The following is a 23,891-nucleotide window of genomic DNA, read 5'->3' as shown; positions in this document are numbered from 1 at the left end:
TGTTTAACGATGCATTTACTTCCTGATATTTTGTGTTAGCATAATGTCTTATTTTTCTTTAAAAAATAAGGTGTTTTGTAATGCAACTTTTTGATTCTAAATATTTTTCTTTGAGTTTTTTCGCGTTTTTTAGTGCGTGTTATTGTTATGGGCAGGAAAATGTTGAAAGCACACAGCAACTCGCTCCAATTTTTGTTGAGGCTGAGGCGGTGAAAAATGCTGTGCCAGATCATTATCTCAATACGCAGTATCGTATAAATCAAGCTCAACTTAGCAATAATCATTCCACCACATTAGGGGCTGTGGTAGAGAAAGTATCTGGTGTGCAAAGCAGTGCCTTTGGGCCAAATTCTTCTCGTCCTATTATTCGAGGTTTGTCGAGCCAGCGTGTGGCAGTGTTAGCGAATAATATGCCAATTAATGATTTAGCCGTGGTGAGCGGTAATTTGGCGACTTCAATTAACCCGTTAAATGCCACGGGGATTGAGATTAGTAAGGGCGGTGCCGCGGTGCTTTATGGCGGAAGAAGCCTTGGTGGGGCAATCAATATTTTAGATGAGGCTATTCCAAAACAAATTTCACAAAATAAAATAAGTGGTGAGGTTAGCCTAAATAAAGGTTTTAATGCGCCTAATCAAGGGGCTTTTAAACTGAATATTAACAACGGTGAACATTGGGCATTTTATCTTGATGGCGCAATGAGTAAAATTTCGTCAATAAAAGTACCGCACTTTAGTAAAGCGGGTGTATGTTATGATAAGGCTTATTTGCAGTCTCGCACGGATTTACAGCGTCAATGTCAAGTGAGCATTCCCGTGTTATCTAGCCTTAATCCTGCGTATTTTAAATATATTAGCCAATATTATTTGGATAATTATCAAGATAAAAGTTTGGGGCTAACTGAAGAAGATAAATATACCAATCGTCGTGGGTTTATGGGAGGAAATCCTGAGAATCCACTTTATGTGCCAAACAGTCCTTACTATATGGAAAAATTTGGTGATTTGAAGGAATATCACTCCTATCCCAAAGGAAGAATTCCGAATAGCCATTCTGCAACACGCACTTTTACTTTAGGCAGCAGTTATATTGATCATTTTGGTTATACTGGGGTGTCTTGGCATTATTTTGATACTGATTATGGTGTGCCGGGCTTTGCTTATTTAGCGAGCCAAGCGAATGAGGGATATGCGCCTGTAACAGTGAAAAACCAAACCTACCGTTTGAATTGGGATACCCATTGGGTGATGCCGATCAAAGGAATTGAGAGCGTAGATTTTCAAGTGAATTATCAACACGCGAAGGATCAAGAGTTCTTAGGGGCTGTGATGTCTAATGGTTTTTTGTCTGATAATTATGCTTATCGATTATCTGCAATTCACGCCCCTTTATTTGAGCGATTAATTGGAACTGTTGGTACGGATTTTTCATATCAAAAGGTTAGTGCCAAAGGTCAGGATAGCTACCTTCCCGATTTAAAACGCAAAGCATACAGTATCTTTGCGATTGAAACTCTTGATCTTGCTCCTTTTACGTTGGAGGTTGGACATCGTATTGGAAAAGTGCGTTATCAGTTAGGAGAGTTGCATCGCGAGAGATCGCAAAGTGTTGGAGCTTACTATGCAAAAGATCGTCATTTTTCCTTACAAAATACTCATTTCGCTTTTCAATTTAATCCTAGCGAAAGTAGTTATATTAAGCTTCAGCGTACTTTTGCTGAACGGGCATTAGAAATGAATGAATTGTACGCTAATAATAACCATTATGCTCTGTTGATTGAAGAAAATGGTGATGCACGTTTGCAAAAAGAGAAGAGCCATACTTGGGAAATTTCTGCCGGTATTGAGCAAAATGGGTTCAATGTGGCGGTGAGCTGGTATCGAAATCATTTTGATCATTTCACTTATTTAGGTTACACCAGTCTTGTGCGCAATGGTTTAATGGTAAAACAATGGCGTCAAACACCGCTCATCTTAACTGGGTGGGAAGTGGATTTAAGTTATCAATTAGAAACATCGCATTGGGGTGTTTGGAATTGGCATCTCTTCTATGATCATATTAAACAAAAATTGCCACAGCGTTTAACGGGATTAGGCAATTATTTACCGAATTTACCGTCTTCGCGTTTTGGTGGGGATGTGAATATTGAGTATAAAAATTGGCGCGCCTTTCTTGCGGCAACGCATTATAAAACACAGAAGTATGTGAGTAATGAAGTTGATGAGAAGCTAGTTAATCCATCATTTACTTTGGTAGATATGGGCATCAGCTATGTTTACCCTTGGAAACAAAGTGAAATGGAAATTTATTTCCATATTAATAACTTAACTAATCGAGAAGCGCGTTCGAATACTTCTCCATTAAAATTTCTTGCGCCACAGGCTGGGCGAAATGCCGTATTTGGGATAAAAGTGAACTTTTAGCTTTATGCTCCCTCATCGTTGAAGGTGGGGGAGTTATACAAAGATAAATTGGACAAGTATCATATACAAACCTGTGCCGACAATCATTGATAAAAACATATTCTTTTTCCAAAAATGTAAGCCTAAAACCACCGCACCTGCAATAAAATCAGGTGCGCCTAAATAGGCCGTTGAAAAATCAATGTTTTTATAACAATACACCACTAACATTCCAAACATTGCGGCAGGCAATACTTTACCTAAATAGCGAATATAGGGAGGTGCAGGGCGATGCGCAGGAAAAATAATAAAAGGTAAAATCCGACACAGTTGCACGGCAAAAATGGCAATAATGATAGTAAGGATTTGTTCTGTTAAGGTCATTATTCCACCTTGTTTAATTGGCTGGTTAATTTAGGTCGCCAAAGGGTTAGCGCGACTAAGATTCCGATAAGGGTTGGAATGAGAAAATGATTTTTACCAACCACAATTAAGCACACTAACGCGATACCTAAGCCTAACAAAGAACTTTCGTGTGATTTTTCTTTCAGCCAATTTTCCGCAAAAATAACCAGAAAAAGTGCTGTCATCGCAAATTCAATGCCTTTTAAGTTAAACGGCACTAGATCGCCAAATAAATTGCCGATCACCGCACCAATCACCCAATAACAATGTAAATATAGGCTGACAAAAAGCATATACCAACCTTTGTCTAAGTGCGGTGGAATTTTCGCCATATAATTGAGCGAAAAACTTTCATCTACCAGCGTGCTGATCAAATACCAGCGTTTTTTGCCCAATTTTGAATGATATTTTTCCAGCATTGAAAGGCTATAAAAGAGCTGGCGTAAGCTCACCATTAAGGTCAGCAAGAAAATATGCAAGGGCGCGAAAGCCATCACTAATGCCCCTGCAACAATAAATTCGACTGAGCCTGCGTAAATTAATGCCGCCATAAAAAAGGGATACCACACGCCAAAGCCTAGGGCTTTCATATAAAGGCCGTAAGCTACGCCAAGAAAAAGAAAGCCGATCACCATTGGCAAAGAATAAGGAAATGCCGCCTTGGCTGCCGCCCAAATTGGGCTGTTATGTTGTGCTGGTTGGTTACTACTACTCATCTAAAACAGATAATCCCGGTAAGGTAGAAAAACTTTGTGCTTTTACGGTTTGATAAAAATCATCAACAAACGCCACATCTGCGTCCATTTCACGAAATGCCGCATAAAGATTGCTGTATAACCCTTGATTGGTAATTTTTTTCGCTACAATATAGCCGCGATCTAAATAAGGTTTGGCCGCCCAAAATGGCAATGCCGCAATCCCGCGCTTGCTCGCCACTAACTGAATAATCGCAATGGTTAATTCACTGGTGCGGCGTGTTGGATTAATGCCTTTCGGATTTAACACTTTTTTCAGCAAATCTAGCATATCATCAGGCACAGGATAGGTAATTAAGGTTTGATCGATAAAATCTTCCGCTTGCCAAATGTCTTTATTCGCTAAAGGGTGATCTTTGGCACACAAGCCCACCATTTCATAAGAAAACAACGGCTTATGCACAATGTCTGCGGTTTCTTCAATTTCCGAAACCACCGCCCAATCCGCACGATGGCTGAGCAGCAAGCTCACTGTATCCGTATGGAAGCCCGATACAATATCCAACTCCACCAACGGCCAATTTTGGCGAAAGCTATCCATCGCCGGCATCAGCCAATCAAAACAAGTGTGGCATTCCACCGCAATGCGCAACTCACCCGCCTCACCTTGCTTAACGCGCGCCAAATCTCGCTCCGCCTCCACCACTTTCGGCAAAATATCATTCGCCAACTTAATTAAACGCTCTCCCGCCGAAGTAAAACGCAGGGGCTGGCTTTTACGCTCAAATAACGGCAAGCCGTATTGCTCTTCCAACAATTTAATTTGATGAGAAAGAGCCGATTGGGTGAGATACACACGTTTAGCCGCCAAAGAAACACTGCCCGTTTCTTTCAAAGCTAAAAGGGTTTTCAAATGGCGAAGTTCAAGAAATATGGGTTTCATTTAATAACTTATTAAAACAACAGAATGTGTGGGATTATACAATAAAAATCCACGAACGAGGCGGGGAAATTTTAAGAGAATTCTTCTTTGTAAAAGGGAGGAATATTCAAGGAAAATCAAATCGTCACCAACACAATCTGTTCAGGATCAATATAGCAAAACAGCTTATCACCTTGTTGGAAATTTGAGTTATCATCAATGCTGGCAGTGCATTGTAGGTTTTCGCCTAAGGTGAGCGTGGCTTCTTGGGTGTTGGGTTGTTGGTTGATGTGGGATAAAAGTGCGGGGAAAATATTGCACGTTTTTTGCGGTTTTTCGGTGAATAATTTTACCCACGGCGCTTTGATCATCAGCATCACTTCTTTGCCAAAAACAAGCTGTAAACGAACCGCACTTTGTGGTGTGATAAAGGCGGTAATGGATTGATCTAAATGGGGAATTTGAATTTCTACCGCACAATGATTGCCTGTCTGCGTTAGGTTTTTCACCGTGCCAAAAAATTGATTTCTGGCGCTACTTTGTAAGGAAAAACGCGCGGTGGCGGAAAGCAGGCTATCAAGGGAAACCTGTTCGTCTTGCAAGATAGAAAAGGCTTTTTGTTGCGTTTGTTCCAAGAGATCATAAAGTTTGAGTAGGCGTTTGGCATAGGTTGTGAGTGTCGTGCCGCCACCATTTTTTCCTCCAGTATTGCGTTCTAACAAAGGCATTGGGCTGAGGCTATTCATCGCTTCAAGGTGATCTCACGCACTTTTATAGCTCACTTTGGCATTTTTCGCCGCTTGGCTGATTGAGCCTGATTTGGCAATTTCACGCAGCAGACGAATCCGTTTCGGATCAACAAAAAGTTGTTGTTGCAGTTTTATGGTGAGTAACACTTCGCTATCTAACATTGGGTTTCCTACGTCATTATCTTTAAAGTGCGGTAGAATTTTTTGTCATTTTACGCAAAGTTCGGTTTTTAATGTAGCTTTTATAGGCAACTGTCAAGTGCCACAGAAAGCTGATATGGAAAAAATGGCTTAAAAATGGTATAATATTAAATAAAATAGGATTGCGAGGGGAGGTTACCTATATGGCAATTGCAAATATAAAGGTTACTCTTTTATGTCCAATAGAAAAAGTTTGGAATAAAGTTACTAACTTGAGTGGTTTTGGTTGGAGAAGTGATATAAAAGATATAAAAATCATTGATGAAAAAAATTTTATAGAGATTACAAAAGATGGAGTAGAAACGCATTTTAAAGTTACAGAATGTGCTAAACATCAATGTTGGTCTTTTGAAATTGAAAATGAAAATATAAAAGGGACTTGGACAGGCAAGTTCTATTCGCATGGAGATAAAACAACTTTAGATTTTACCGAAAATATTGTGTCTAAAAAATTCATATTTAAACCTTTTTTGGGGGCATATTTGAGAAAACAACAGAAACTGTATTTTAAAGATTTGAAGAAAGAACTTAATTGCAATGAAGCAAGCTATGTTCAAATGTTATGAAAGTGAAATCAATATAAACTAATATAAACAATTAAATACAAGCAATAATATAGCAACTTACGAAACAGTAAATCAAAAAAGGTTTACTGTTTTTTCTTTGTCTAAAAACGGAAAGGAGGACTTATGGAAGAAGAAAAAAGAGTAACAAAAGAACCATCACACAAACAGTTAATAATGGATATTGGAAAGACAAAATATACTGTAAACCTACATTTTAAGCAAGGTACAGGGGAAACATACAAGGATAAAATACTAAAGCTAATAAAGAGAGAAATAGAGAAGATATAAATTTGTCAAAGAAATTTTGTTTATGTCCTTGACAAATCTTCCCAAATGGATCACGTTTTACAGGCAAAAGACCAATCATTACTGTTAGTCATTTGTTTAGGGTTGTTTCTGTTCACCTTTTTCCGTAGTGTAATTAGTATGTCTAGAGCATGGATTTCTTTGAAAATGAATTACCTGATTGATTTTCAATGGACTAGTAGCTTTTTCTCACATCTTTTGAGATTACCGTTGGATTTTTTTGAGAAGCGGCAGGTAGGAGATATTAGCTCACGTTTTGACTCACTAAGTACAATTCAAACTACGCTGACAACTAGTTTAGTTACCACCATTATTGACCTGATTATGACGATAAGCGTCCTCATTATGATGTTTCTCTATGGTGGTTGGTTAACTTGGGTCGTTATTGCTTTTTCGGTCATTTATTTTATTAATCGTTATATAATTTATTTTATAATGGTAAGCCAAAAGGGAGAAAATCTATGTTAAGAATAAAAAATCGACTGGTTTCTGCGCTAGCGATTTGCGCGTTGATGTCATTTTCTGCACAGGCGAAATTAACTGTTTTTGCTGCCGCCTCAATGACCAATGTGTTAGAGCAAGTGAAATCGAGCTATCTCAAACTTCACCCTAAAGAAGAGATTGATTTTTCTTTTGCCTCTTCTTCCGTATTGGCACGTCAAATCTCGCAAGGTGCACCGGCAGATATTTTTATTTCGGCCAATCAAAAATGGATGGATTTTTTAGCTGAGCATAAGGCGCTTGAGCCTACAAGCCGTGTAAATATTGCACAAAATCGTTTAGTGATGATTGCGCCTAAAACAAGCAAACTTACTCAATTGGACGAGCAAAATCCACAATGGCAAAGTGTATTAGCCAATAGCTATCTTGCTGTGGGCGATCCCGCACACGTTCCAGCAGGGAAATATGCCCAACAGGCGTTAACTTATTTACATCAATGGCAAGCTGTTGAAGATAAATTGGCTCGGGCAAGTAATGTGCGTGCGGCATTAGCATTGGTTGAGCAGGGCGAAGCACCTTTGGGCATTGTTTATGCCACAGATGCCGCAGCAAGCCAAAAAGTGAAAGTGGTGGCGGTGTTTCCAGAAAACTCTCACGCGGTGATTGAGTATCCTGCGGCGATTGTGGCAGGGAATGCTAATCAAGAAAGTGTTACTTTTCTTAATTATCTACAATCACAAGAGGCGAAACAGATTTTTACCCACGCAGGTTTTATTGTGCAATAAAGGATGATTGGTAAATGGATTGGCAAACTTTTTTTCATTTCAGCTCGGCAGAATTAAATGCCATCGGGTTAAGTGTGAAAGTGGCATTGGTTTCTGTGCTAGCGGGCTTGCCCTGTGCCATTTTAGTGGCTTGGTTGTTGGCACGTAAAACCTTTTTGGGGAAATCTTTGCTTAATGGCATTATTCATTTGCCGTTAGTTCTGCCGCCTGTGGTGGTGGGGTATTTATTATTAATTGCAATGGGGCGAAATGGCATTATCGGGCGTTATTTATTGCAATGGTTCGATTTTAGCTTTGGTTTTAGTTGGTATGGTGCGGCGTTGGCCTCTGCCATTGTGTCTTTCCCATTAGTGGTGAGATCGATCCGCTTGGCGATCGAAAATGTGGATTTCAAGCTCGAACAAGCAGCGCACACCCTGGGAGCGTCTGCCTTGAAAACCTTTTTTACCATCACCTTGCCCCTTGCGTTACCCGGCGTGTTGGCAGGCGTTATTCTGGGGTTTGCGCGTTCGCTAGGGGAATTTGGCGCGACCATTACCTTTGTTTCCAATATCCCAAAAGTTACGCAAACCATTCCCCTTGCAATGTTTTCCTTTATTGAAACCCCAGGGGCAGAAAGTGCCGCAGCGCGCTTATGTTTCATAGCCATTGCTATTGCCTTGATTTCCTTACTTATTTCTGAATGGTTAGCAAAATACACACAAAAACGCTTAGGACAATCCAATGTTAGAAATTAATGTACGCAAACAATTAGGCAAAATGTCGTTTGCGGTGGATTTGCAACTGCCTACGCAAGGCGTAACGGCATTATTTGGCTTGTCTGGTTCAGGAAAAACCACGCTGATTAATTTAGTCAGCGGTTTGTTACAACCCGATCAGGGCTATATTCGTTTGAACGGTCGAGCGTTAGTTGATACACAAAAGCAGATTAATCTTCCGCCGAATCATCGCAATGTGGGCTATGTTTTTCAAGAGGGTAGATTGTTCCCCCATTATTCGGTGAAAGGCAATTTGTGCTATGGAATGAAACAGAAAAATAGCGCCGAATTTGCGCGCATTGTGCAGCTTTTGGGGATCGAACATTTGCTTAAACGCTATCCGATCACCTTATCAGGCGGGGAAAAACAGCGTGTTGCCATTGGACGAGCGTTACTCAGCCAGCCTGAAATTTTGCTGATGGACGAACCGCTCTCCGCTCTTGATCTGCCGCGCAAATTAGAATTATTGGATTATTTGGATAAGCTCGCGCAAGAAATTGCTATTCCCATTTTATATGTGACCCACAGCCTTGAAGAATTGGCACGCTTAGCACAACAAGTGGTGTTGCTGGATCAAGGCAAAGTGATCGCCTACGATCAGTGGCAAAATATGCAAGACAGCCCATTGTTTGCTCTTTGGCGAGAAAGAGAAAAGTAAAGCGAAAAACAAAAGTGCGGTAAAAAATTTCAACATTTTCCACCGCACTTATTTTCTTTGCTATTTTTCTTTCCTATGATTTTTTCTTCGCTAACATCGTGACAAATTTCATTTTGATGCGATTGCCGTTTTCATCGGTTTTGTGCAGTTCGCCCATTTCTTCTTGGTATTTAATCAATTCCCAATCTTGATAATAATTTTTCAGCTCGCCCTCTTTAAAAAGTGAAAGAAAACGGCATTGGACAAGGCACATCATCGGTACTCATTGCCGCTACAATCAAGTTATAACCGCCTGCGTTTGTGTGATTTTGCATATTCTCAATAATGGCAGGAATGGCGTTGCGGTCAAGGAACATAAACACTACGGTGGAGAGAATAAAATCGTAATTTTCCTGAATATTGGCATCATTGATGTTGTAAAGTGCGGTCTGAATATTGAGATTTTCTTTTTCTGCCGTGCTGGTGAGGAAAGCAAGGCTGTTTTCGTTGTGATCCCAAGCGGTAACATCATAGCCGAGCAGGCTTAAAAAGAGCGAGTTGCGTCCTTGTCCACAGCCAAGATCCAGCACTTTACAAGGGGGAATAATTTCCACCGCACTTTTCACTTCAGAATGGGTTGGCGTCATATTGTATTTTTTGCTGAAGTAATCTTCTTTTTTGCAATAAAATTCTAAATAACATTCCAGATCATCAGACGCCGCTTCCACGCGGTGCCAAAGTTGAGGTTCAACAAAAGGCGTATCATCTTGCGCGGTGAAAATATGTTCACTCACCACATTGCCGTCTTCCGTTAAAACGAAAAATTTCAGTTTACCTTGTAACACGGTGATTTTGCCCCAAGTGCCAACTTTGGTGTTATGTTTTTCTTGGAACATTTTTGGCAGGCTGTCTTTGTTCCATACGGGCATTTTTTTGTAGCAAATTAATTCATTTTTCATTGTATTTCTCCAAATATGAAAATAGTTGAGTGATATAGTAGGAAATTAATCCGCCTAAGGCAATAAGGCAAGGCAAAAAGTCGCAAAATACCTGCGTAAGATCATTTTTTGCCCTATAAAGATCGTAAAAAAAGGGAAATTTTGCTACAATCCAAGCCTTTATAAGAAGAATTTTTACGCTGTTTTAGCGCTTAAAATGGAAAATACCATTTAAAAGGGGATTAGGAGGATTTATGCGTTGTCCTTTTTGTTCAACAGAAGAAACCAAAGTGATCGATAGCCGTTTGGTGTCCGATGGCTTTCAGGTTCGCCGCCGCCGTGAATGTGGCCATTGCCACGAGCGTTTTACCACCTTTGAAATTACCGAATTAGTGATCCCAAAAATTATTAAAAGTGATCAATCCCGTGAACCCTTTGATGAAGAAAAACTGCGCCGTGGTATTCAGCACGCTTTAGAAAAACGCCCAGTGAGTTCTGATGATGTGGAAAAATCCATTAACCGCATTATTCATCAACTGCGCGCGACAGGGGAACGTGAAGTGCCAAGCCATTTTGTCGGCCAGCTTGCGATGAATGAGCTAAAAAAATTAGACAAAGTGGCTTATATCCGTTTTGCTTCCGTTTATTTAAGTTTTGACGACATCAACCAATTTACCAAAGAAATTGAGAGCTTGAAGGATTAATATGCAACAAAATGCACAACAATTTACCCAGCAAGATCAGCAGTTTATGCAAATGGCGTTGGATCTTGCTAGCCAAGGGCGTTTTACCACCACGCCAAATCCTTCCGTAGGCTGCGTTTTGGTAAAAGACGGCAAGGTGATCGGCAAAGGTTTTCATCTAAAAGCAGGACAGCCCCACGCAGAAGTAATGGCATTACGCGAAGCCGGGGAAAATGCGCGTGGCGCAACGGCTTACGTTACCCTTGAGCCTTGTTCCCATTTTGGCCGCACGCCACCTTGTGCCAAAGGGTTAATTGAAGCAGGCGTGGCGAAAGTGATTGCCGCAATGACCGATCCCAACCCGCAAGTAGCAGGGCGTGGATTAAAAATGCTCGAACAAGCTGGCGTGCAAACTGCGGTGGGATTATTGGCCGAAAAAGCAGAGTTGCTCAATCAAGGTTTTCTAAAAAGAATGCGTAGCAATCGCCCATTTGTGCAACTGAAAATGGCAATGAGCATTGATGGACGCACCGCAATGGCAAGTGGCGAAAGTAAATGGATCACAGGGGAGCAGGCGCGCCAAGATGTGCAACAATACCGTGCGGCCGCTAGTGCAATTCTTTCCACCAGCCAAACGGTGCTAATGGATAATCCTATGTTAAATGTACGTTGGGAACAGCTTCCTCTGGGCGTTCAGCAACAATATCCTGATACTGAACTGCGTCAGCCTGTGCGGATTATTTTAGATAGCCAACACCGCGTAACGCCAGAATATCAATTATTTCAACAACCTACGCCAGTTTGGTTGGTGAGTTCTGGTGCAAGAGATATGCAAGGCTTCCCTGATTTTTGCCAAGCAATACAGATTGAAAAAAGTGCGGATTTTTTCACCGCACTTTTAACCGAACTCGCAGAACGCCAAATCAACAGTTTATGGATTGAAGCGGGCGCACAATTAGCGGGGGCGTTGATTGAAGCAAAATTGGTTGATGAATTAATCGTTTATATTGCGCCGAAATTATTAGGCGATGCAGGCAAAGGACTGTGCCATTTGCCTCATTTACACAAATTGGCTGATGCCCCTTTATGGCAGCTGCAATCTGCAACGCCAGTGGGGGAGGATTTAAAGCTCATTTATCAGCCGAAAAACTAACCCAAGTTCAAATTTAACAAAAGTAAAGCAACAACCAGAAAAAACAAAAAATACAAAGAGAATCAGAATGTTAAGAAAGATTATCCAATCGATCATCATTGGTTTACTTGCCGCAGGGGCAATTTTGTTGATTAGCCCTTCCCTGAAGCAAGGTCAGCCTTTGTTTCAAAAAGAAATCTTTTCTTTTAAAGATGCGGTTCGGCTTGCCTCGCCTGCTGTGGTGAATGTGTATAGTCAATCTTTCACTTCAGTGAGTGGGCAACCGCAGATCACTAATCTTGGCTCGGGCGTGATAATGGCGAAAGAGGGGTATATTCTCACTAATAAACACGTTATTCAAAATGCCGATCAAATCGTGGTGGCAATGCAAAATGGACGAATTTTTGAAGCGAGTTTAATTGGCTCAGATAATCTTACCGATTTAGCTGTGCTAAAAATCCGTGCAGATAACCTGCCGACCATTCCTAATACCAAGCGTAAATTGCACGTTGGTGATGTGGTGCTGGCCATTGGTAACCCTTATAACTTGGGACAAAGTGTTTCGCAAGGCATTATCAGTGCCTTAGGGCGCAATGCTGTGGGCGATTACATTGGACGACAAAATTTTATCCAAACAGATGCGTCCATTAATCGCGGAAATTCTGGCGGTGCGCTGATAAATTCCCTTGGTGAATTAGTGGGGATTAGCACCCTGAGTATTGGCAAAAATGCCAATGAAATTGCCGAAGGGCTGAATTTCGCCATTCCCATTGATCTTGCCAATGACGTAATGAAAAAAATTATCCGCGATGGCCGCGTGATCCGTGGTTTCCTAGGTATTCAAACGGACGTGTTGTTTAGCGATGGGCAAACGAGCAACAAAGGCATTGAAATCACCAGTGTGAGAGAAAACAGCCCTGCGGCTAAAGCAGGTTTGCAAGCGGGTGATATTATGTTGCAATTTGGCGATGTTAAAGCAGAGTCGCCCGCGCAAATGATGAATGTGATCAGCAATACCAGACCAAACACCAGGGTGAATATGGTGATTTCACGCTTAGGGAAAATCATCACATTGCCTGTAACCATTGAAGAATATTCGGTGAATTAAATGTCTTTACAATCTCTACAACCTAGCCATTTTTTTGCTTGTCTGGATCGTTTGAAACTCATTCAACGCTGGTCTTTAATGCGTAATATTGAAAAAGAAAATCTTGCCGAACACAGCCTGCAAGTGGCATTTGTGGCGCATATGCTAGCGGTGATCAAAAATAAATTTTATGCAGGGCAGGTGAACCCTGAACGCATTGCCGTAATGGCAATGTATCACGATAGTTCAGAAATTTTCACTGGTGATTTGCCTACGCCAATTAAATATTTTAATGACAGCATTACTCAAGCCTATAAAGAGATCGAAAGTGCGGCGGAATTTCATTTATTGAGCTTATTACCTGAAGAGCTGCAAGCTGATTTTGCTCCTTATTTACATAGCGAACAGTTTTCTGATGAAGAAAAACACCTTGTAAAACAAGCGGATCTGCTTTGTGCTTACATTAAAGCGAAGTTTGAATTGGAGCAGGGGAATCAAGAATTTTCATCAGCAAAAACGCGTTTGGAAAAATTAATGGCGGAATGGCGCAGCGAAGAAATGAATTATTTTATTCAAGTGTTTATTCCGAGTTTTGGGCGTAGCCTTGATGAAATTGCGTTGTAATGGCTGAATTAACAAGTGCGGTGGAAAATTTCAAAAAATTCCACCGCACTTTATTTTTGCTTTAATGTGATGAGGTTTTCTCGTTTTTATTCTGATTAAACCAAGCCAGATAATCAAATTGATCATAATAGCGTTTGCCAAGCCAGCCAGAATAAGCAAAAAGATCGCCGACACAATCTTGTTGTTCAAGGCCTTGAATATAAAAAGCAGAGCGGATTTCAGGATAAGGTTTATGGGTGAATACCACTTTGTTTTTGTAAGGCAGTGCATCAAAATCGTTTAGATCTTGTTCTGTGCAGCCATCGCGATCGGTCATAATGATAAAAAGATTATCAAAATCAATACGTTGCGAACGCTGTTGCCATTTTTCTTGAGCTTGTTGCGCATTGGCATAATGCACAAAATGGATTTTTATATCATCTAAATAAGCCACAGGGTAGGGCTTATTGTTATTCTCTACAAATTTTAGCGGTTGTTGCTGATAGTGTTCAATGCGTTGCAAATAACGAATGAAATCTTGTGGCTCAAGATATAAATTCACAAAAGGTGAATTGAATGGCTGTCCTAAATCGTGCAGCATAAATGCCCCATTGCAATTACTGGCTAATACGCTCATTCCCTTATTTTTCAAACTATTACGAAGTTTGGGATTAATGAAAAGCTTGCGCATTAGCGCGCTGATTTTAGTTTTGATGAAAGAAAATAACATTATTAATCCTTTAACCGCTGTTTTTCTTGTTCAATGGCTTTTTGGCGGCGGCGGTTTAATTCTTCGCGGATTTTTTCTTTTTGAAATCCATCGGCAATCACTTGTTGCACATTAACTTGTAATGCGGCTTGGTACAGTTTGAGTAGAAAATTCGCTTGTGGGTAATCCACTTGTTCAAAGCCTGTGCGGCCTTTGGCATCAGCCGTGCAAACAAGTAACACTTCTTTGAAACGTTCTGGTTTACGCCACACATCGAGCTGATTGAATAATTTGACAATAGTGGCAGGGCGTAGTTCAAAAGCACGGTGGACATTGGTGTGCGTTTCGCAAACAAGGCACGACAGTTCTTTAATGTAGCTTGGCACTTTGAGCCGATTGCAAAGATTGCGTGTTGGCGTAACGCCTTTTTGTTCGTGGCCAAAATGGCGTGGCAGAAGATCTTTTGGCGTGAGTGCTTTGCCAAGATCGTGGCAAATTGCTGCAAAACGCACCGCACTTTTTTGTTGTGCAGGGCTATTTTCAGTGAGCTTTGTGGCTTGTTGCAACACCAGCATTGTGTGGATAAAGCTATCCACCTCAGGGTGATGTTGCACGGGATTTGGCACGCCGTAAAGGGCGTTAAGCTCTGGGAAAAGCACAGCTAATGCCTTGATGTCTCTTAAAATGTCAAAATAAATTTCAGGATTTGGCGTTTGTAAGGCTTTTTCTGTTTCTAGCCAAACGCGTTCTGCCGTGAGATGTTCAAGCTCGCCCGATTTGGTGATTTGTTTCATTAAGGCAAAGGTTTCAGGGGCGATTTGGAAACCTAAATAATGGTAACGCGCAGCAAAGCGCGCCACTCTTAACACGCGCAAAGGATCTTCGGCAAACGCAGGGGAGATATGGCGGAGTAGGCGATTGTTCAGATCATTGATGCCACCATAAGGATCGTGCAACTTGCCTTGGCTGTCTTGTGCAATGGCGTTAATGGTGAGATCGCGGCGGATCAGATCTTGTTCTAAGCTAATGTCGGGGCTGAAATCGCACACAAAACCGGTGTAGCCTACACCCGCTTTTTTTTCTGTGCGCGCAAGGGCATATTCTTCTTTATTTTTGGGATCAAGAAAAACGGGGAAATCTTTCCCCACTTGAATATAGCCTTGTTGCAATAGTTGCTCTGGTGTTGCGCCAATTACCACCCAATCTCGGTCTTTAACAGGGAGATTAAGTAGCGCATCGCGCACGGCACCGCCAACTAAATAAATTTCCATTTTGCTGAATGGGGTAGTTATGCCCAGCCATCACGGCGGCGACGTTTTGGCATAATGAAAGGTAAGATTAAGCCAAGTAGCAAACCAACACCTAGCACCGAACCGCCATAAATAAACCATTGGATCGCGATTTCACGTTTGCCTGCATCAAGCATTGCTTCTAAATCGCGGTTTTTATTTTTGGTGATTTCAAGTTCACGGTTGAGCTGAGAATTTTGCTCTAACAATTGGCTGCTTTGTTGCTCAGCTTGTTTGGTGCGGCGTTGCATTTCGCTGGTGCGTTGTTGCCAATCACCGTCTAATTGATTGAGTTTTAAGGTTAATTCTTCAATTTTTGCTTTTAATCTTGGATTTTCATCTTTGCTGCTCGGTGTGCTAGAAAGTTCAGAGGTTAAGATCCAAGCTTCACGATTTTTGCTATCACGAATAAGCGTATAGCGATCTTTGTGGTTTAGCACGGTTACCGGTTCGCCTGAACGAATTGCCCCTGCAATTTTAAATTGATCGCCAGCCCCTTTGCGTAAAAAGGTGGAAAGGTTTTCTGTTACATAGCGGGTTTCCGCTTGCGCAAATGGCACGGAAAGAAAGAGTAAAAACAAGATCTTAGTAATTTTTCGCATTACAACACCTTAAAAAATAGACAATAAAAAAGTGCGGTAAATTGTACCGCACTTTCTTTCATTCACAAAATCTTTGTCTTATTTTGTGTGCTTTTTCTATGGCTTACGCAAATTAGATGAAAATGGCGTGCAGCACATAGTAAATTAAAATCGCAAAGAATGCGCCAGCAGGTAAGGTGATCACCCAAGAGGCGATAATATTGCGAATTACCGTTAAGTTTAATGCGGCGATACCACGCGCGAAGCCGATACCTAAGATTGCACCCACAAGGGTTTGGGTGGTGGAAATTGGTAATCCCGTACCAGAAGCCAGTACCACGGTGGTTGCCGTTGCAAATTGGGCTGAGAAACCACGGCTTGGGGTGAGATCGGTGATCCCTGTACCAATGGTTGCCATCACTTTATAGCCCATAACGATTAAACCTAAGGCGATCCCTGCCGCGCCTAATGGTAAGATCCACCAAGCAAGTGGGCTTTTCGCCATAATTTCACCGCCGTTATCCACGATAGAAACCACCGCAGACAAAGGCCCGATAGCATTCGCCACATCGTTTGAACCGTGCGCAAACGCCATTGCACAGGCGGTTAGTAGCATTAGTATACTAAATACTTTTTCTACCGCACCGAATGTGCCTGATTTAACTGTTTGACGGAATTTTTTGCTACGAAAATAGAAATGGCTTGCCACCACAGAAAGGGCGCTGATGCCTAATGAAATAAAGAAAGTTTCGCTACCAGTTAAATGTAAACCAACGTGCTTTAAGCCTTTTATCATTGTTACTACGGACAAAATAAAGATGGTGAGTCCCATATAATATGGGCCATATTTTTGTGCGTTGCGTAACGGTTTTTCTGTATCGAAAATCAGTTTTTGTGTGCTGAAGAAAATGCCATACGCCACCACGCCTGCGATCACAGGGGTGATAAACCAACTGCCCACAATGTTGCGGATAGCTGACCAATCAATCGAGTTCGGCCCAACGGTAATTAAACCGAAACCGATAATTGCGCCAATAATGGTGTGCGTGGTGGAAACTGGCCAACCCATTCGCGAGGCGATGAGCAACCATAATCCAGAAGAAAAGAGGGCCGCCATCATACCTAAGGCCAAAATTTCTGGTGTGGCGATATATTCTGTTGGATTTAAAACCCCGCTTTTAATGGTTTCTGTTACTTCACCACCGGCTAAATATGCCCCTGCACATTCAAAAATCATTGCAATAATAATGGCTTGTTTAGCGGTAATGGTGCCTGAACCTACGGACGTTCCCATTGCGTTAGAAACGTCATTCGCCCCCACACCAAATGCCATAAAAAAGCCGAACGCCGCAGTGATGATCACTAATAAAGTGCCATATTGTTGAATAACTTCCATAGTATTATTCCTATGTTGCTAACAATTGTTGCCTAACAATTATGAACGAGCCAACATTAATTCAATGCGTGAACCCACACGTTGCGCTTGATCTGCAAGCACACCAATCCATTCAAGGATTTTGTATAGGAACATTGCATCAATGGGATTAAATTGATCTTCCATAGAACGCAAAATTAAGCGCAATTTAATTTGCATTTTATCCGTGTCGTCTTCAATATCATCAAGGGTTTGGATCATTTTATTCACAAATTGCACTTCACGCCCTTTGAAACCCGTTTCAAGCAAGCCGTCCATTTCATCGATCACAAGATGTGCTTGCTCCGCCGCATCAATACTGCGGGTTAAATATTTCATAAAATCTTCTTGCATTTCAGGAGGGAATGGACATTGACGACCAATCATTCTGCCTGCAATATCTTTGGCGTAGTTCGCTAATTTATCTTGTTGCGTAACTAATTCTAATAAATCAGTACGTTCAATGGGCATAAACAAACCGCGTGGCAGTTTTAAGCGAATTTCACGCTTTAATGTATCTGCTTGGCGCTCTGTGTCAGAAATCTTTTTGCGTAATTTCTCCGCATTTTCCCAATCACCTTGGAAAGTGTATTCAAAAAATGGAATGAGATATTTACAACAATCAGTTACCTTAGCAGAATGACGTGCTAAAGGCTTTAATGGGGAATGGGCAAATAATCCTAAAATATTATTTACAGCCATAAGATAACTCCTTCTAGGGGTTAGGTTGATAAATTTTTGTGCATATTCATCTTGTTCAAGGCTATGCGGGCGTAAAAATACACTATATTTCATCGAAAAAACAAGGAATTTATTAGATAATATGAAAAAACTTGATTAAGGTTGGAAGGAATCGACAAAATGAGTACAGAAATTGAATTAAAACTACTAATTCCGCAATTTGGCTTAAATTCATTCAAGCAAAATTTGCTGAAAAACGCACCGCACTTTCATCAACAGGTATTTTTAGGCAATACTTATTACGACACCGCCGATAAATTTTTCGCGCAGCACCAAATGGGCTTGCGTGTTCGCAAAGAAAATCAACAGTTTACCTTAACCTTGAAAACCAAAGGGGAAGCACTAGGCGGTTTGCATATTCGCCCTGAATATAATTTGCCGCAGCAAAATGAAACGCCTGATTTAGCCCAATTAGTGGAAAACTATGATCTCGATCCCAGCTGGAAAACACTTTCATTACAGCCGATTTTTGCCACGGATTTTGCGCGAGAAACTTTCCTTATTCGCCCAGAATTTTCGTCAGAAACACCAAAAACACAGGAAACAGCAGAAATTGAAGTGGCGCTTGATCAAGGCAAGATTTTGGCTGGTGATAAACAGGCAGAAATTAGCGAAGTGGAATTTGAATTAAAGCAAGGTAAGGTGGCAGATTTGCTCGATTATGTGCGATCTTTACCGTTGGAAAATGGCGTGCGATTAAGCGCCATTAGCAAAGCGCAACGGGGTTATGCCTTGGCAGAAAATCATCAGCCTAAAGCACAAAATTGTTTGGATAAATGGCGAGATTTTTTAGATTTCGCGCAAAGTGCGGGCAATTTTTCGCAAAAATTAACCGCACTTTTCCAGCTGGAACAAGGTCTAATTGAAGAAACCTTTGCCTTAGGGCAGGCCTATTTTGCCGAAGACTTTTTACGCACGGTGGAGCGAATCGGTGCGTTTTTCAATCTTTATCATTTTTATACGGAAAATGGCAATTTGTTGGAAAATGCCTTTAATGAACAAGGTTTAAGCGATGCGCTTAAAACAGATTGGCTGGCGTTGGTGGAAAGTAGTCAGCAATGTTTGGCAGAATGTAAACAGCTGATTGCACTTCATAGCGAAACAAAAAATAACGCCGAAGTGATCGCGCAATTATTTGATTTATTGCAATCGGCATTTTATTTACAACGAATGTTAAATCTGATTTCGCTCACTTATGTTGAAGAGAATGACGCAGCGAATTTGGAAAATTTGGAGATGAACAATGGCTAAAGCAAAAACCGCTTTTGTGTGCAATGATTGCGGTGCGGAATATGCCCGTTGGCAAGGGCAGTGTAATGCCTGTAAAGCGTGGAATACCATCACCGAAATTCGCCTTGCCCCAGCCAAAGCAAGCCGTGCTGATCGCTTCAGTGGTTATGCAGGGGAAACGCAGGCAAAAATCCAAACGTTGGCAGACATCAGCTTGCAAGAAGTTCCCCGTTTTCATAGTGGCTTTTACGAGCTTGATCGTGTCTTAGGCGGAGGCATCGTGCCGGGCAGTGCTATTTTGATTGGCGGACACCCCGGCGCAGGGAAAAGTACTCTATTATTACAAGTGATGTGTGGTTTAGCGCAAAATATGACCGCACTTTATGTTACAGGCGAAGAATCCTTGCAACAGGTAGCAATGCGCGCCAATCGTCTTGGGTTGCCAACAGATCGGCTGAATATGTTGTCGGAAACCTCTGTAGAACAAATTTGCCATTTGGCCGATCAGCTTAAACCGCAAATCATCGTGGTGGATTCCATTCAAGTGATGCACCTTGCGGATATTCAGTCTTCCCCTGGTAGTGTTTCCCAAGTGCGCGAATGTGCGGCGTTTCTAACCCGTTATGCGAAAACCCGTCAAGTGGCGATTGTGATGGTGGGACACGTTACCAAAGACGGCACCTTGGCGGGCCCGAAAGTGCTAGAACACGCCATTGACTGTTCATTGTTATTAGAGGGCGAAGCGGATAGCCGTTTCCGCACATTGCGTAGCCATAAAAACCGTTTTGGCGCGGTCAATGAACTCGGCGTGTTTGCGATGACAGAGCAAGGCTTGCGCGAAGTGAAAAATCCTTCTGCCATATTCTTAAGCCGCGGTGAAGAAGACACCGCAGGCAGTTCCGTAATGGTGTTATGGGAAGGCACACGCCCGTTGTTGGTGGAAATTCAAGCCTTGGTGGATCACTCAATGCTCGCCAATCCAAGACGGGTGGCAGTGGGCTTGGAGCAAAATCGCCTTGCTTTATTATTAGCCGTATTACACCGCCACGGCGGCCTGCAAATGTCCGATCAAGATGTTTTCGTGAATGTGGTCGGCGGCGTGAAAGTGAGTGAAACCAGCGCCGATCTTGCCTTATTACTGGCGTTAATTTCCAGTTTCCGCAATCGCCCATTGCCAAAAGATCTGGTGGTGTTCGGCGAAGTGGGGTTAGCAGGGGAAATCCGCCCTGTACCAAGTGGGCAAGAACGCATTTCTGAAGCGGCAAAACACGGTTTTACCCGCGCCATTGTGCCATTCGCTAACAAGCCAAAAAGTGCGGTGAAAAATATGCAAGTTTTCACCGTGAAAAAATTGGCTGATGCCTTGGCGATTTTGGAGCAGTTTTAAAATATAAAAATGAACAAAAAGAATGTGGCTTGTGCTGCATTCTTTTAAAAAATGCAACAAAAACCACCGCACTTAAAATTAATTACCATAATTTACTAATTAATAGTGTTGTTTAAGAAATAATCTTGTTATACTTCGCGCCCGCTATTAATTTGACCTGTTTTATTTAGACAATAACTATGAAACCAAAAACATCATTTATGCTATCTCGTTTTAAGTATAGTCAATTATCCGCGTTAATTGCTTCGATAATTGCTTCCACTCCTTTATATGCAGCAAATGTCCGTGGTGATATTGATTACCAATACTTCCGTGATTTTGCGGAAAATAAAGGGAAGTTCACCGTTGGTGCAATGAATATTCCTGTATTTAATAAAAATGGGGAGAACATCGGTTTGATGATGAAGGATGTGCCGATGATTGATTTAAGTCCTGCCGCAAGAAATGCGGGCTATGTTACTTTAATTGCGCCGTCTTTTTTAACGGGGGTGGCACATAATGGTGGATTTGGTTCTTCTCAATTTGGTGGTGCAGATGAAAATCCTGACTCTCATCATTTCAGTTATTTAGTGGTGAATCGTAATAACTTTCCTGAAGAGTGGGAAGGCAAGGCTGTTGAAAAACGTGATCGAGATTACCACGCTCCGCGTATCCACAAAATGGTTACGGAAGTTGTGCCAGCTGAATTAACCGATGCTGCAGTTGGCGATCCTGCCATTGATACAAAAACATTCAAAGATAGAACGCGTTTCCCTATTTATGCTCGTGTGGGTTCGGGGAGGCAACAGGTACAAGATTCTCCAGAGGCGGGTAATAAGCCAAGAGATGTTGCACCAGCTTACCGTTATATGATCGGTGGCGTGTCGTATGATATGTATTCCGTATCAGATCGTAATGAAATTGCTTCTTTCGGTAGCCATTCAGAAGATGGGAAATGGCTTTACAATGGGCCAATCAGTTTGTTTGGTTCTCAGTATTACGGTCCAATGATCACTTATGCAAAACCTGGCGACAGTGGCTCTGCTTTGTGGGCTTATGATAAACAGAAAGAGAAATGGGTAATTGTCGGTGTTTTGAATTTTGATTATGACTATGACAATATTTGGGCATTGCCACGTTTGGCTTATGTGAAATATGTGCAAGACAAAGCAAATGCTGGAAATATTGAAAATGCACAGAAAGATCAAGTATGGACGTGGGCGGTAGATAGCACTGCGGCCGAGCATAGTGCGATTAAAAGTGACGATACTTCTCTTTCGGTGGATTTATACAATCAATCTTTAACAGGTCAGGATACAGCGCAAACTCGCCCTTCTTTAGATTATGGTAAAAGTGTTTTCTTTAATGGCGCAGATGGCGGTGTATTGCTTTTAAAAGATAATATTAATCAAGGTGCTGGATCACTTTATTTCAATGCAGATTTCACGGTAAAAGCAGAAAATAATCAAACTTGGCTTGGTGGTGGCGTGTCTGTTGCGAAAGATAAAACTGTAACTTGGCAAGTGGCAAATCCACAAGGTGATCGCTTATCTAAAATTGGTGAGGGGACATTATTAGTCCAAGGAACAGGCGAAAACCTTGGTGATATTAGCGTGGGTGATGGTACAGTTATTTTGAATCAGCAAGCGGATTCTGCTGGACAAAAGCAAGCATTTAATCAATTAGGAATTACCAGTGGGCGCCCAACAGTTGTTTTACAAACAGCAGATCAAATGGATCCAGATGAGATTTATTTTGGTTATCGTGGTGGACGTTTGGATTTAAACGGTAACGATTTAACATTTCAACGTATTCAACATTCTGATGAAGGCGCAATGGTTGTTAATCACCGTGCAGATAAACCAGCCACTCTCACTTTAACGGGAACGAATGTTAGAGAAAAAGATTTAACCTGGGGAAGTTGGGGGAAAGCTGGCTACGATATTTATGAATATGCCAATCCTTATGCAAATGGGCAGAAAGATTATTTTGTCTTAAAAGGTGATCCTTGGGGTTTTTATCCAACCAATCAAACTAGTACAGATCACTGGGAATATTTAGGCAGTGATCGCGCGGCGGCGATTCAAACGATCATTGAGCGTAAAAATGCACAACAGACATTAACCGCGTTTGCCGGTTATTTCGGTGAAAAAGCTTCCGACAAAACAAATGGTGGCTTAAATGTAAATTATCAACCAGTGGTAGAAGAATCAACGCTATTATTAACAGGGGGAATGAACCTTAATGGTGATTTTTCAGCTAAAGGTGGTAAGGTTGTTTTTGAAGGTGTGCCGACACCACACGCGCGTGATGTGTTGAATAATCGTGAGGTCATTTTTGACGATGATTGGATAAACCGTGATTTCTCAGCGAAAACTATTTCGGTATCCAATAAAGCGAATTTTACCGTAGGGCGTAATGTTTCCTCACTTAATGCTAATATCAATGTTAATGATAATGCGATTTTAGATCTGGGCTATCAAGCAGGGCAAACTGTTTGCTTGCGTTCCGATCACACTGGAGAAGTCAGCTGTGATATGCCAACTTACAGTGAAGAAACCTTGAACAGCATTCCAAGAATGGCACTCGCAGGGGATATTAGTTTATCTCAACAAAGCCGTTTAAATTTAGGGAAAACAGATTTTACTGGTTCGATTCAAGCTGCAAAGACTACTCAAACCTCGTTATCCAAAGAATCACATTGGACATTAACAGGTAACAGTACGCTAGGAAATTTGAATTTAGCAGAGGGCTCACAAATTACTCTGAGCCAAAATGACAAACCATTTAATACCTTAACCGTTAATGGCGATTTAAGCGGAAATGGAAAATTTTATTACCGCACTAACTTTTCTACATTAAACAGCGATAAAGTTGTGGTAAACGGAAAAGCATCAGGTAATCATCTACTTGTGGTGAATGATATTGGCAATGAACCGCAGCGTAGCAAAGATCGCCTAACCTTAATAACAGCTAATTCATCTGAAAATTTAGCTGTAACATTGCAAAATAATTATGCGGATATTGGTGCTTACCGTTATAACTTGATTCAAGAAGGGAACACATTCCGTCTATATAACCCTATTGTTGAAAAAGAAATTGCGGAAGAAGAACGTAAAGCCGCAGAAGAACAAGCACGCCGTGAAGCGGAAGCAAAACGCTTAGAAGAAGAGCGTAAAGCCGCGGAAGAACAAGCACGCCGTGAAGCGGAAGCAAAACGCTTAGAAGAAGAGCGTAAAGCCGCGGAAGAG

Annotated in this window: 21 protein-coding genes and 3 pseudogenes; 14 read left to right on the top strand and 10 right to left on the bottom strand. The window is 41.5% G+C overall.

From position 1 onward, the window contains the following. Nucleotides 1-80: 80 nt before the first annotated feature. The gene (locus tag C3007_RS03300; protein ID WP_103853089.1) at nucleotides 81-2,423 is read left to right on the top strand and encodes a TonB-dependent receptor; all 2,343 of its coding nucleotides are present in this window, start codon (nucleotides 81-83) and stop codon (nucleotides 2,421-2,423) included. A 33-nt stretch (nucleotides 2,424-2,456) separates the two neighbouring features. Here the strand turns inward: C3007_RS03300 and C3007_RS03295 are convergent, their stop codons facing one another. From C3007_RS03295 to C3007_RS03280, 4 genes and pseudogenes are all read right to left on the bottom strand, one after another. Next, entirely contained in the window at nucleotides 2,457-2,786 is a 330-nt protein-coding gene (locus C3007_RS03295) for a branched-chain amino acid transporter permease (RefSeq protein WP_103853088.1), read from the bottom strand. Continuing rightward, nucleotides 2,786-3,523, bottom strand: coding sequence for an AzlC family ABC transporter permease (locus tag C3007_RS03290; protein WP_103853087.1), 738 nt, complete (start codon nucleotides 3,521-3,523; stop codon nucleotides 2,786-2,788). The genes C3007_RS03295 and C3007_RS03290 overlap by 1 nt, the downstream gene beginning before the upstream one ends. Then, on the bottom strand, nucleotides 3,516-4,445 hold the full coding sequence (locus C3007_RS03285) for a LysR family transcriptional regulator (protein ID WP_103853086.1): 930 nt from the start codon (nucleotides 4,443-4,445) through the stop codon (nucleotides 3,516-3,518). The genes C3007_RS03290 and C3007_RS03285 overlap by 8 nt, the downstream gene beginning before the upstream one ends. A gap of 328 nt (nucleotides 4,446-4,773) precedes the next feature. Continuing rightward, nucleotides 4,774-5,335: pseudogene (locus tag C3007_RS03280) on the bottom strand (TOBE domain-containing protein); the annotation flags it as partial. 182 nt (nucleotides 5,336-5,517) lie between these two features. Between C3007_RS03280 and C3007_RS03275 the strand changes: the two are divergent. The 6 genes and pseudogenes from C3007_RS03275 to modC all read left to right on the top strand — a co-directional run. Further along, complete coding sequence (locus C3007_RS03275; protein WP_103853085.1) at nucleotides 5,518-5,940, top strand: SRPBCC family protein; 423 nt, start codon at nucleotides 5,518-5,520, stop codon at nucleotides 5,938-5,940. Between the two features lie 123 nt (nucleotides 5,941-6,063). Then, nucleotides 6,064-6,228: a transposon-encoded TnpW family protein gene (locus C3007_RS03270; RefSeq protein ID WP_103853084.1), complete on the top strand. Its 165-nt coding sequence runs from the start codon at nucleotides 6,064-6,066 to the stop codon at nucleotides 6,226-6,228. A gap of 45 nt (nucleotides 6,229-6,273) precedes the next feature. After that, nucleotides 6,274-6,714 (top strand): ABC transporter transmembrane domain-containing protein, encoded by a 441-nt coding sequence (locus C3007_RS03265; protein WP_243397651.1) that lies wholly within the window; start codon nucleotides 6,274-6,276, stop codon nucleotides 6,712-6,714. Beyond that, a complete protein-coding gene (modA, locus tag C3007_RS03260; protein ID WP_103853083.1) occupies nucleotides 6,708-7,472 on the top strand; it encodes a molybdate ABC transporter substrate-binding protein in 765 nt (254 codons plus the stop codon). Before C3007_RS03265 ends, modA begins: the two co-directional genes overlap by 7 nt. Nucleotides 7,473-7,486: 14 nt before the next feature. Further along, on the top strand, nucleotides 7,487-8,209 hold the full coding sequence (gene modB / locus C3007_RS03255; RefSeq protein WP_103853082.1) for a molybdate ABC transporter permease subunit: 723 nt from the start codon (nucleotides 7,487-7,489) through the stop codon (nucleotides 8,207-8,209). Further along, nucleotides 8,196-8,873 (top strand): annotated as a pseudogene (gene modC, locus C3007_RS03250) (molybdenum ABC transporter ATP-binding protein); the annotation flags it as partial. The gene modB and the pseudogene modC, both read left to right, overlap by 14 nt. Before the next feature lie 88 nt (nucleotides 8,874-8,961). On the opposite strand, the pseudogene tehB reads toward modC, so the two are convergent. Further along, nucleotides 8,962-9,826 (bottom strand): annotated as a pseudogene (gene tehB, locus C3007_RS03245) (SAM-dependent methyltransferase TehB). Nucleotides 9,827-10,059: 233 nt separating this feature from the next. Here tehB and nrdR point away from each other — a divergent pair. From nrdR to yfbR, 4 genes are all read left to right on the top strand, one after another. Further along, nucleotides 10,060-10,509, top strand: a complete 450-nt coding sequence (gene nrdR, locus C3007_RS03240) for a transcriptional regulator NrdR (RefSeq protein ID WP_103853080.1) — start codon at nucleotides 10,060-10,062, stop codon at nucleotides 10,507-10,509. A 1-nt stretch (nucleotide 10,510) separates the two neighbouring features. Continuing rightward, entirely contained in the window at nucleotides 10,511-11,641 is a 1,131-nt protein-coding gene (gene ribD, locus C3007_RS03235) for a bifunctional diaminohydroxyphosphoribosylaminopyrimidine deaminase/5-amino-6-(5-phosphoribosylamino)uracil reductase RibD (protein WP_103853079.1), read from the top strand. 67 nt (nucleotides 11,642-11,708) lie between these two features. Further along, nucleotides 11,709-12,728 carry an outer membrane-stress sensor serine endopeptidase DegS gene (degS, locus tag C3007_RS03230; protein ID WP_103853078.1) on the top strand — a complete coding sequence of 340 codons (1,020 nt, stop codon included), beginning with the start codon at nucleotides 11,709-11,711 and terminating at the stop codon, nucleotides 12,726-12,728. Continuing rightward, entirely contained in the window at nucleotides 12,729-13,331 is a 603-nt protein-coding gene (gene yfbR, locus C3007_RS03225; RefSeq protein ID WP_103853077.1) for a 5'-deoxynucleotidase, read from the top strand. Nucleotides 13,332-13,392: 61 nt separating this feature from the next. Here the strand turns inward: yfbR and C3007_RS03220 are convergent, their stop codons facing one another. From C3007_RS03220 to C3007_RS03200, 5 genes are all read right to left on the bottom strand, one after another. Continuing rightward, a complete protein-coding gene (locus tag C3007_RS03220) occupies nucleotides 13,393-14,040 on the bottom strand; it encodes a DUF1919 domain-containing protein (protein ID WP_103853076.1) in 648 nt (215 codons plus the stop codon). Nucleotides 14,041-14,042: 2 nt separating this feature from the next. After that, nucleotides 14,043-15,290, bottom strand: coding sequence for a multifunctional CCA addition/repair protein (locus C3007_RS03215; RefSeq protein ID WP_103853075.1), 1,248 nt, complete (start codon nucleotides 15,288-15,290; stop codon nucleotides 14,043-14,045). Nucleotides 15,291-15,307: 17 nt separating this feature from the next. Then, complete coding sequence (locus tag C3007_RS03210; protein WP_103853074.1) at nucleotides 15,308-15,910, bottom strand: TIGR04211 family SH3 domain-containing protein; 603 nt, start codon at nucleotides 15,908-15,910, stop codon at nucleotides 15,308-15,310. A 112-nt stretch (nucleotides 15,911-16,022) separates the two neighbouring features. After that, the gene (locus C3007_RS03205; protein WP_103853073.1) at nucleotides 16,023-17,285 is read right to left on the bottom strand and encodes an inorganic phosphate transporter; all 1,263 of its coding nucleotides are present in this window, start codon (nucleotides 17,283-17,285) and stop codon (nucleotides 16,023-16,025) included. A 39-nt stretch (nucleotides 17,286-17,324) separates the two neighbouring features. Further along, the gene (locus tag C3007_RS03200; RefSeq protein WP_103853072.1) at nucleotides 17,325-18,005 is read right to left on the bottom strand and encodes a TIGR00153 family protein; all 681 of its coding nucleotides are present in this window, start codon (nucleotides 18,003-18,005) and stop codon (nucleotides 17,325-17,327) included. Between the two features lie 159 nt (nucleotides 18,006-18,164). Here C3007_RS03200 and C3007_RS03195 point away from each other — a divergent pair, with 159 nt between their 5' ends. The 3 genes from C3007_RS03195 to C3007_RS03185 form a co-directional block, all read left to right on the top strand. After that, the gene (locus tag C3007_RS03195; RefSeq protein WP_103853071.1) at nucleotides 18,165-19,295 is read left to right on the top strand and encodes a CYTH domain-containing protein; all 1,131 of its coding nucleotides are present in this window, start codon (nucleotides 18,165-18,167) and stop codon (nucleotides 19,293-19,295) included. Then, nucleotides 19,288-20,661, top strand: coding sequence for a DNA repair protein RadA (radA, locus tag C3007_RS03190; RefSeq protein WP_103853070.1), 1,374 nt, complete (start codon nucleotides 19,288-19,290; stop codon nucleotides 20,659-20,661). Before C3007_RS03195 ends, radA begins: the two co-directional genes overlap by 8 nt. A 179-nt stretch (nucleotides 20,662-20,840) precedes the next feature. Next, the coding region (locus C3007_RS03185; protein WP_103853069.1) for a S6 family peptidase at nucleotides 20,841-23,891 on the top strand (3,051 nt) is incomplete at its 3' end.

This window comes from Avibacterium gallinarum, from assembly GCF_002921135.1.
Taxonomy (GTDB): domain Bacteria; phylum Pseudomonadota; class Gammaproteobacteria; order Enterobacterales; family Pasteurellaceae; genus Avibacterium; species Avibacterium gallinarum.
This window is presented reverse-complemented; position numbering and strand designations above follow the sequence as displayed.

Bases quoted from the DNA above. Each gene is read 5' to 3' on its own strand.
- C3007_RS03300 (WP_103853089.1), top strand. From the start codon at position 81: ATGCAACTTTTTGATTCTAAATATTTTTCTTTGAGTTTTTTCGCGTTT.
- C3007_RS03295 (WP_103853088.1), bottom strand. From the start codon at position 2,786: ATGACCTTAACAGAACAAATCCTTACTATCATTATTGCCATTTTTGCC.
- C3007_RS03290 (WP_103853087.1), bottom strand. From the start codon at position 3,523: ATGAGTAGTAGTAACCAACCAGCACAACATAACAGCCCAATTTGGGCG.
- C3007_RS03285 (WP_103853086.1), bottom strand. From the start codon at position 4,445: ATGAAACCCATATTTCTTGAACTTCGCCATTTGAAAACCCTTTTAGCT.
- C3007_RS03275 (WP_103853085.1), top strand. From the start codon at position 5,518: ATGGCAATTGCAAATATAAAGGTTACTCTTTTATGTCCAATAGAAAAA.
- C3007_RS03270 (WP_103853084.1), top strand. From the start codon at position 6,064: ATGGAAGAAGAAAAAAGAGTAACAAAAGAACCATCACACAAACAGTTA.
- C3007_RS03265 (WP_243397651.1), top strand. From the start codon at position 6,274: ATGGATCACGTTTTACAGGCAAAAGACCAATCATTACTGTTAGTCATT.
- modA (WP_103853083.1), top strand. From the start codon at position 6,708: ATGTTAAGAATAAAAAATCGACTGGTTTCTGCGCTAGCGATTTGCGCG.
- modB (WP_103853082.1), top strand. From the start codon at position 7,487: ATGGATTGGCAAACTTTTTTTCATTTCAGCTCGGCAGAATTAAATGCC.
- nrdR (WP_103853080.1), top strand. From the start codon at position 10,060: ATGCGTTGTCCTTTTTGTTCAACAGAAGAAACCAAAGTGATCGATAGC.
- ribD (WP_103853079.1), top strand. From the start codon at position 10,511: ATGCAACAAAATGCACAACAATTTACCCAGCAAGATCAGCAGTTTATG.
- degS (WP_103853078.1), top strand. From the start codon at position 11,709: ATGTTAAGAAAGATTATCCAATCGATCATCATTGGTTTACTTGCCGCA.
- yfbR (WP_103853077.1), top strand. From the start codon at position 12,729: ATGTCTTTACAATCTCTACAACCTAGCCATTTTTTTGCTTGTCTGGAT.
- C3007_RS03220 (WP_103853076.1), bottom strand. From the start codon at position 14,040: ATGTTATTTTCTTTCATCAAAACTAAAATCAGCGCGCTAATGCGCAAG.
- C3007_RS03215 (WP_103853075.1), bottom strand. From the start codon at position 15,290: ATGGAAATTTATTTAGTTGGCGGTGCCGTGCGCGATGCGCTACTTAAT.
- C3007_RS03210 (WP_103853074.1), bottom strand. From the start codon at position 15,910: ATGCGAAAAATTACTAAGATCTTGTTTTTACTCTTTCTTTCCGTGCCA.
- C3007_RS03205 (WP_103853073.1), bottom strand. From the start codon at position 17,285: ATGGAAGTTATTCAACAATATGGCACTTTATTAGTGATCATCACTGCG.
- C3007_RS03200 (WP_103853072.1), bottom strand. From the start codon at position 18,005: ATGGCTGTAAATAATATTTTAGGATTATTTGCCCATTCCCCATTAAAG.
- C3007_RS03195 (WP_103853071.1), top strand. From the start codon at position 18,165: ATGAGTACAGAAATTGAATTAAAACTACTAATTCCGCAATTTGGCTTA.
- radA (WP_103853070.1), top strand. From the start codon at position 19,288: ATGGCTAAAGCAAAAACCGCTTTTGTGTGCAATGATTGCGGTGCGGAA.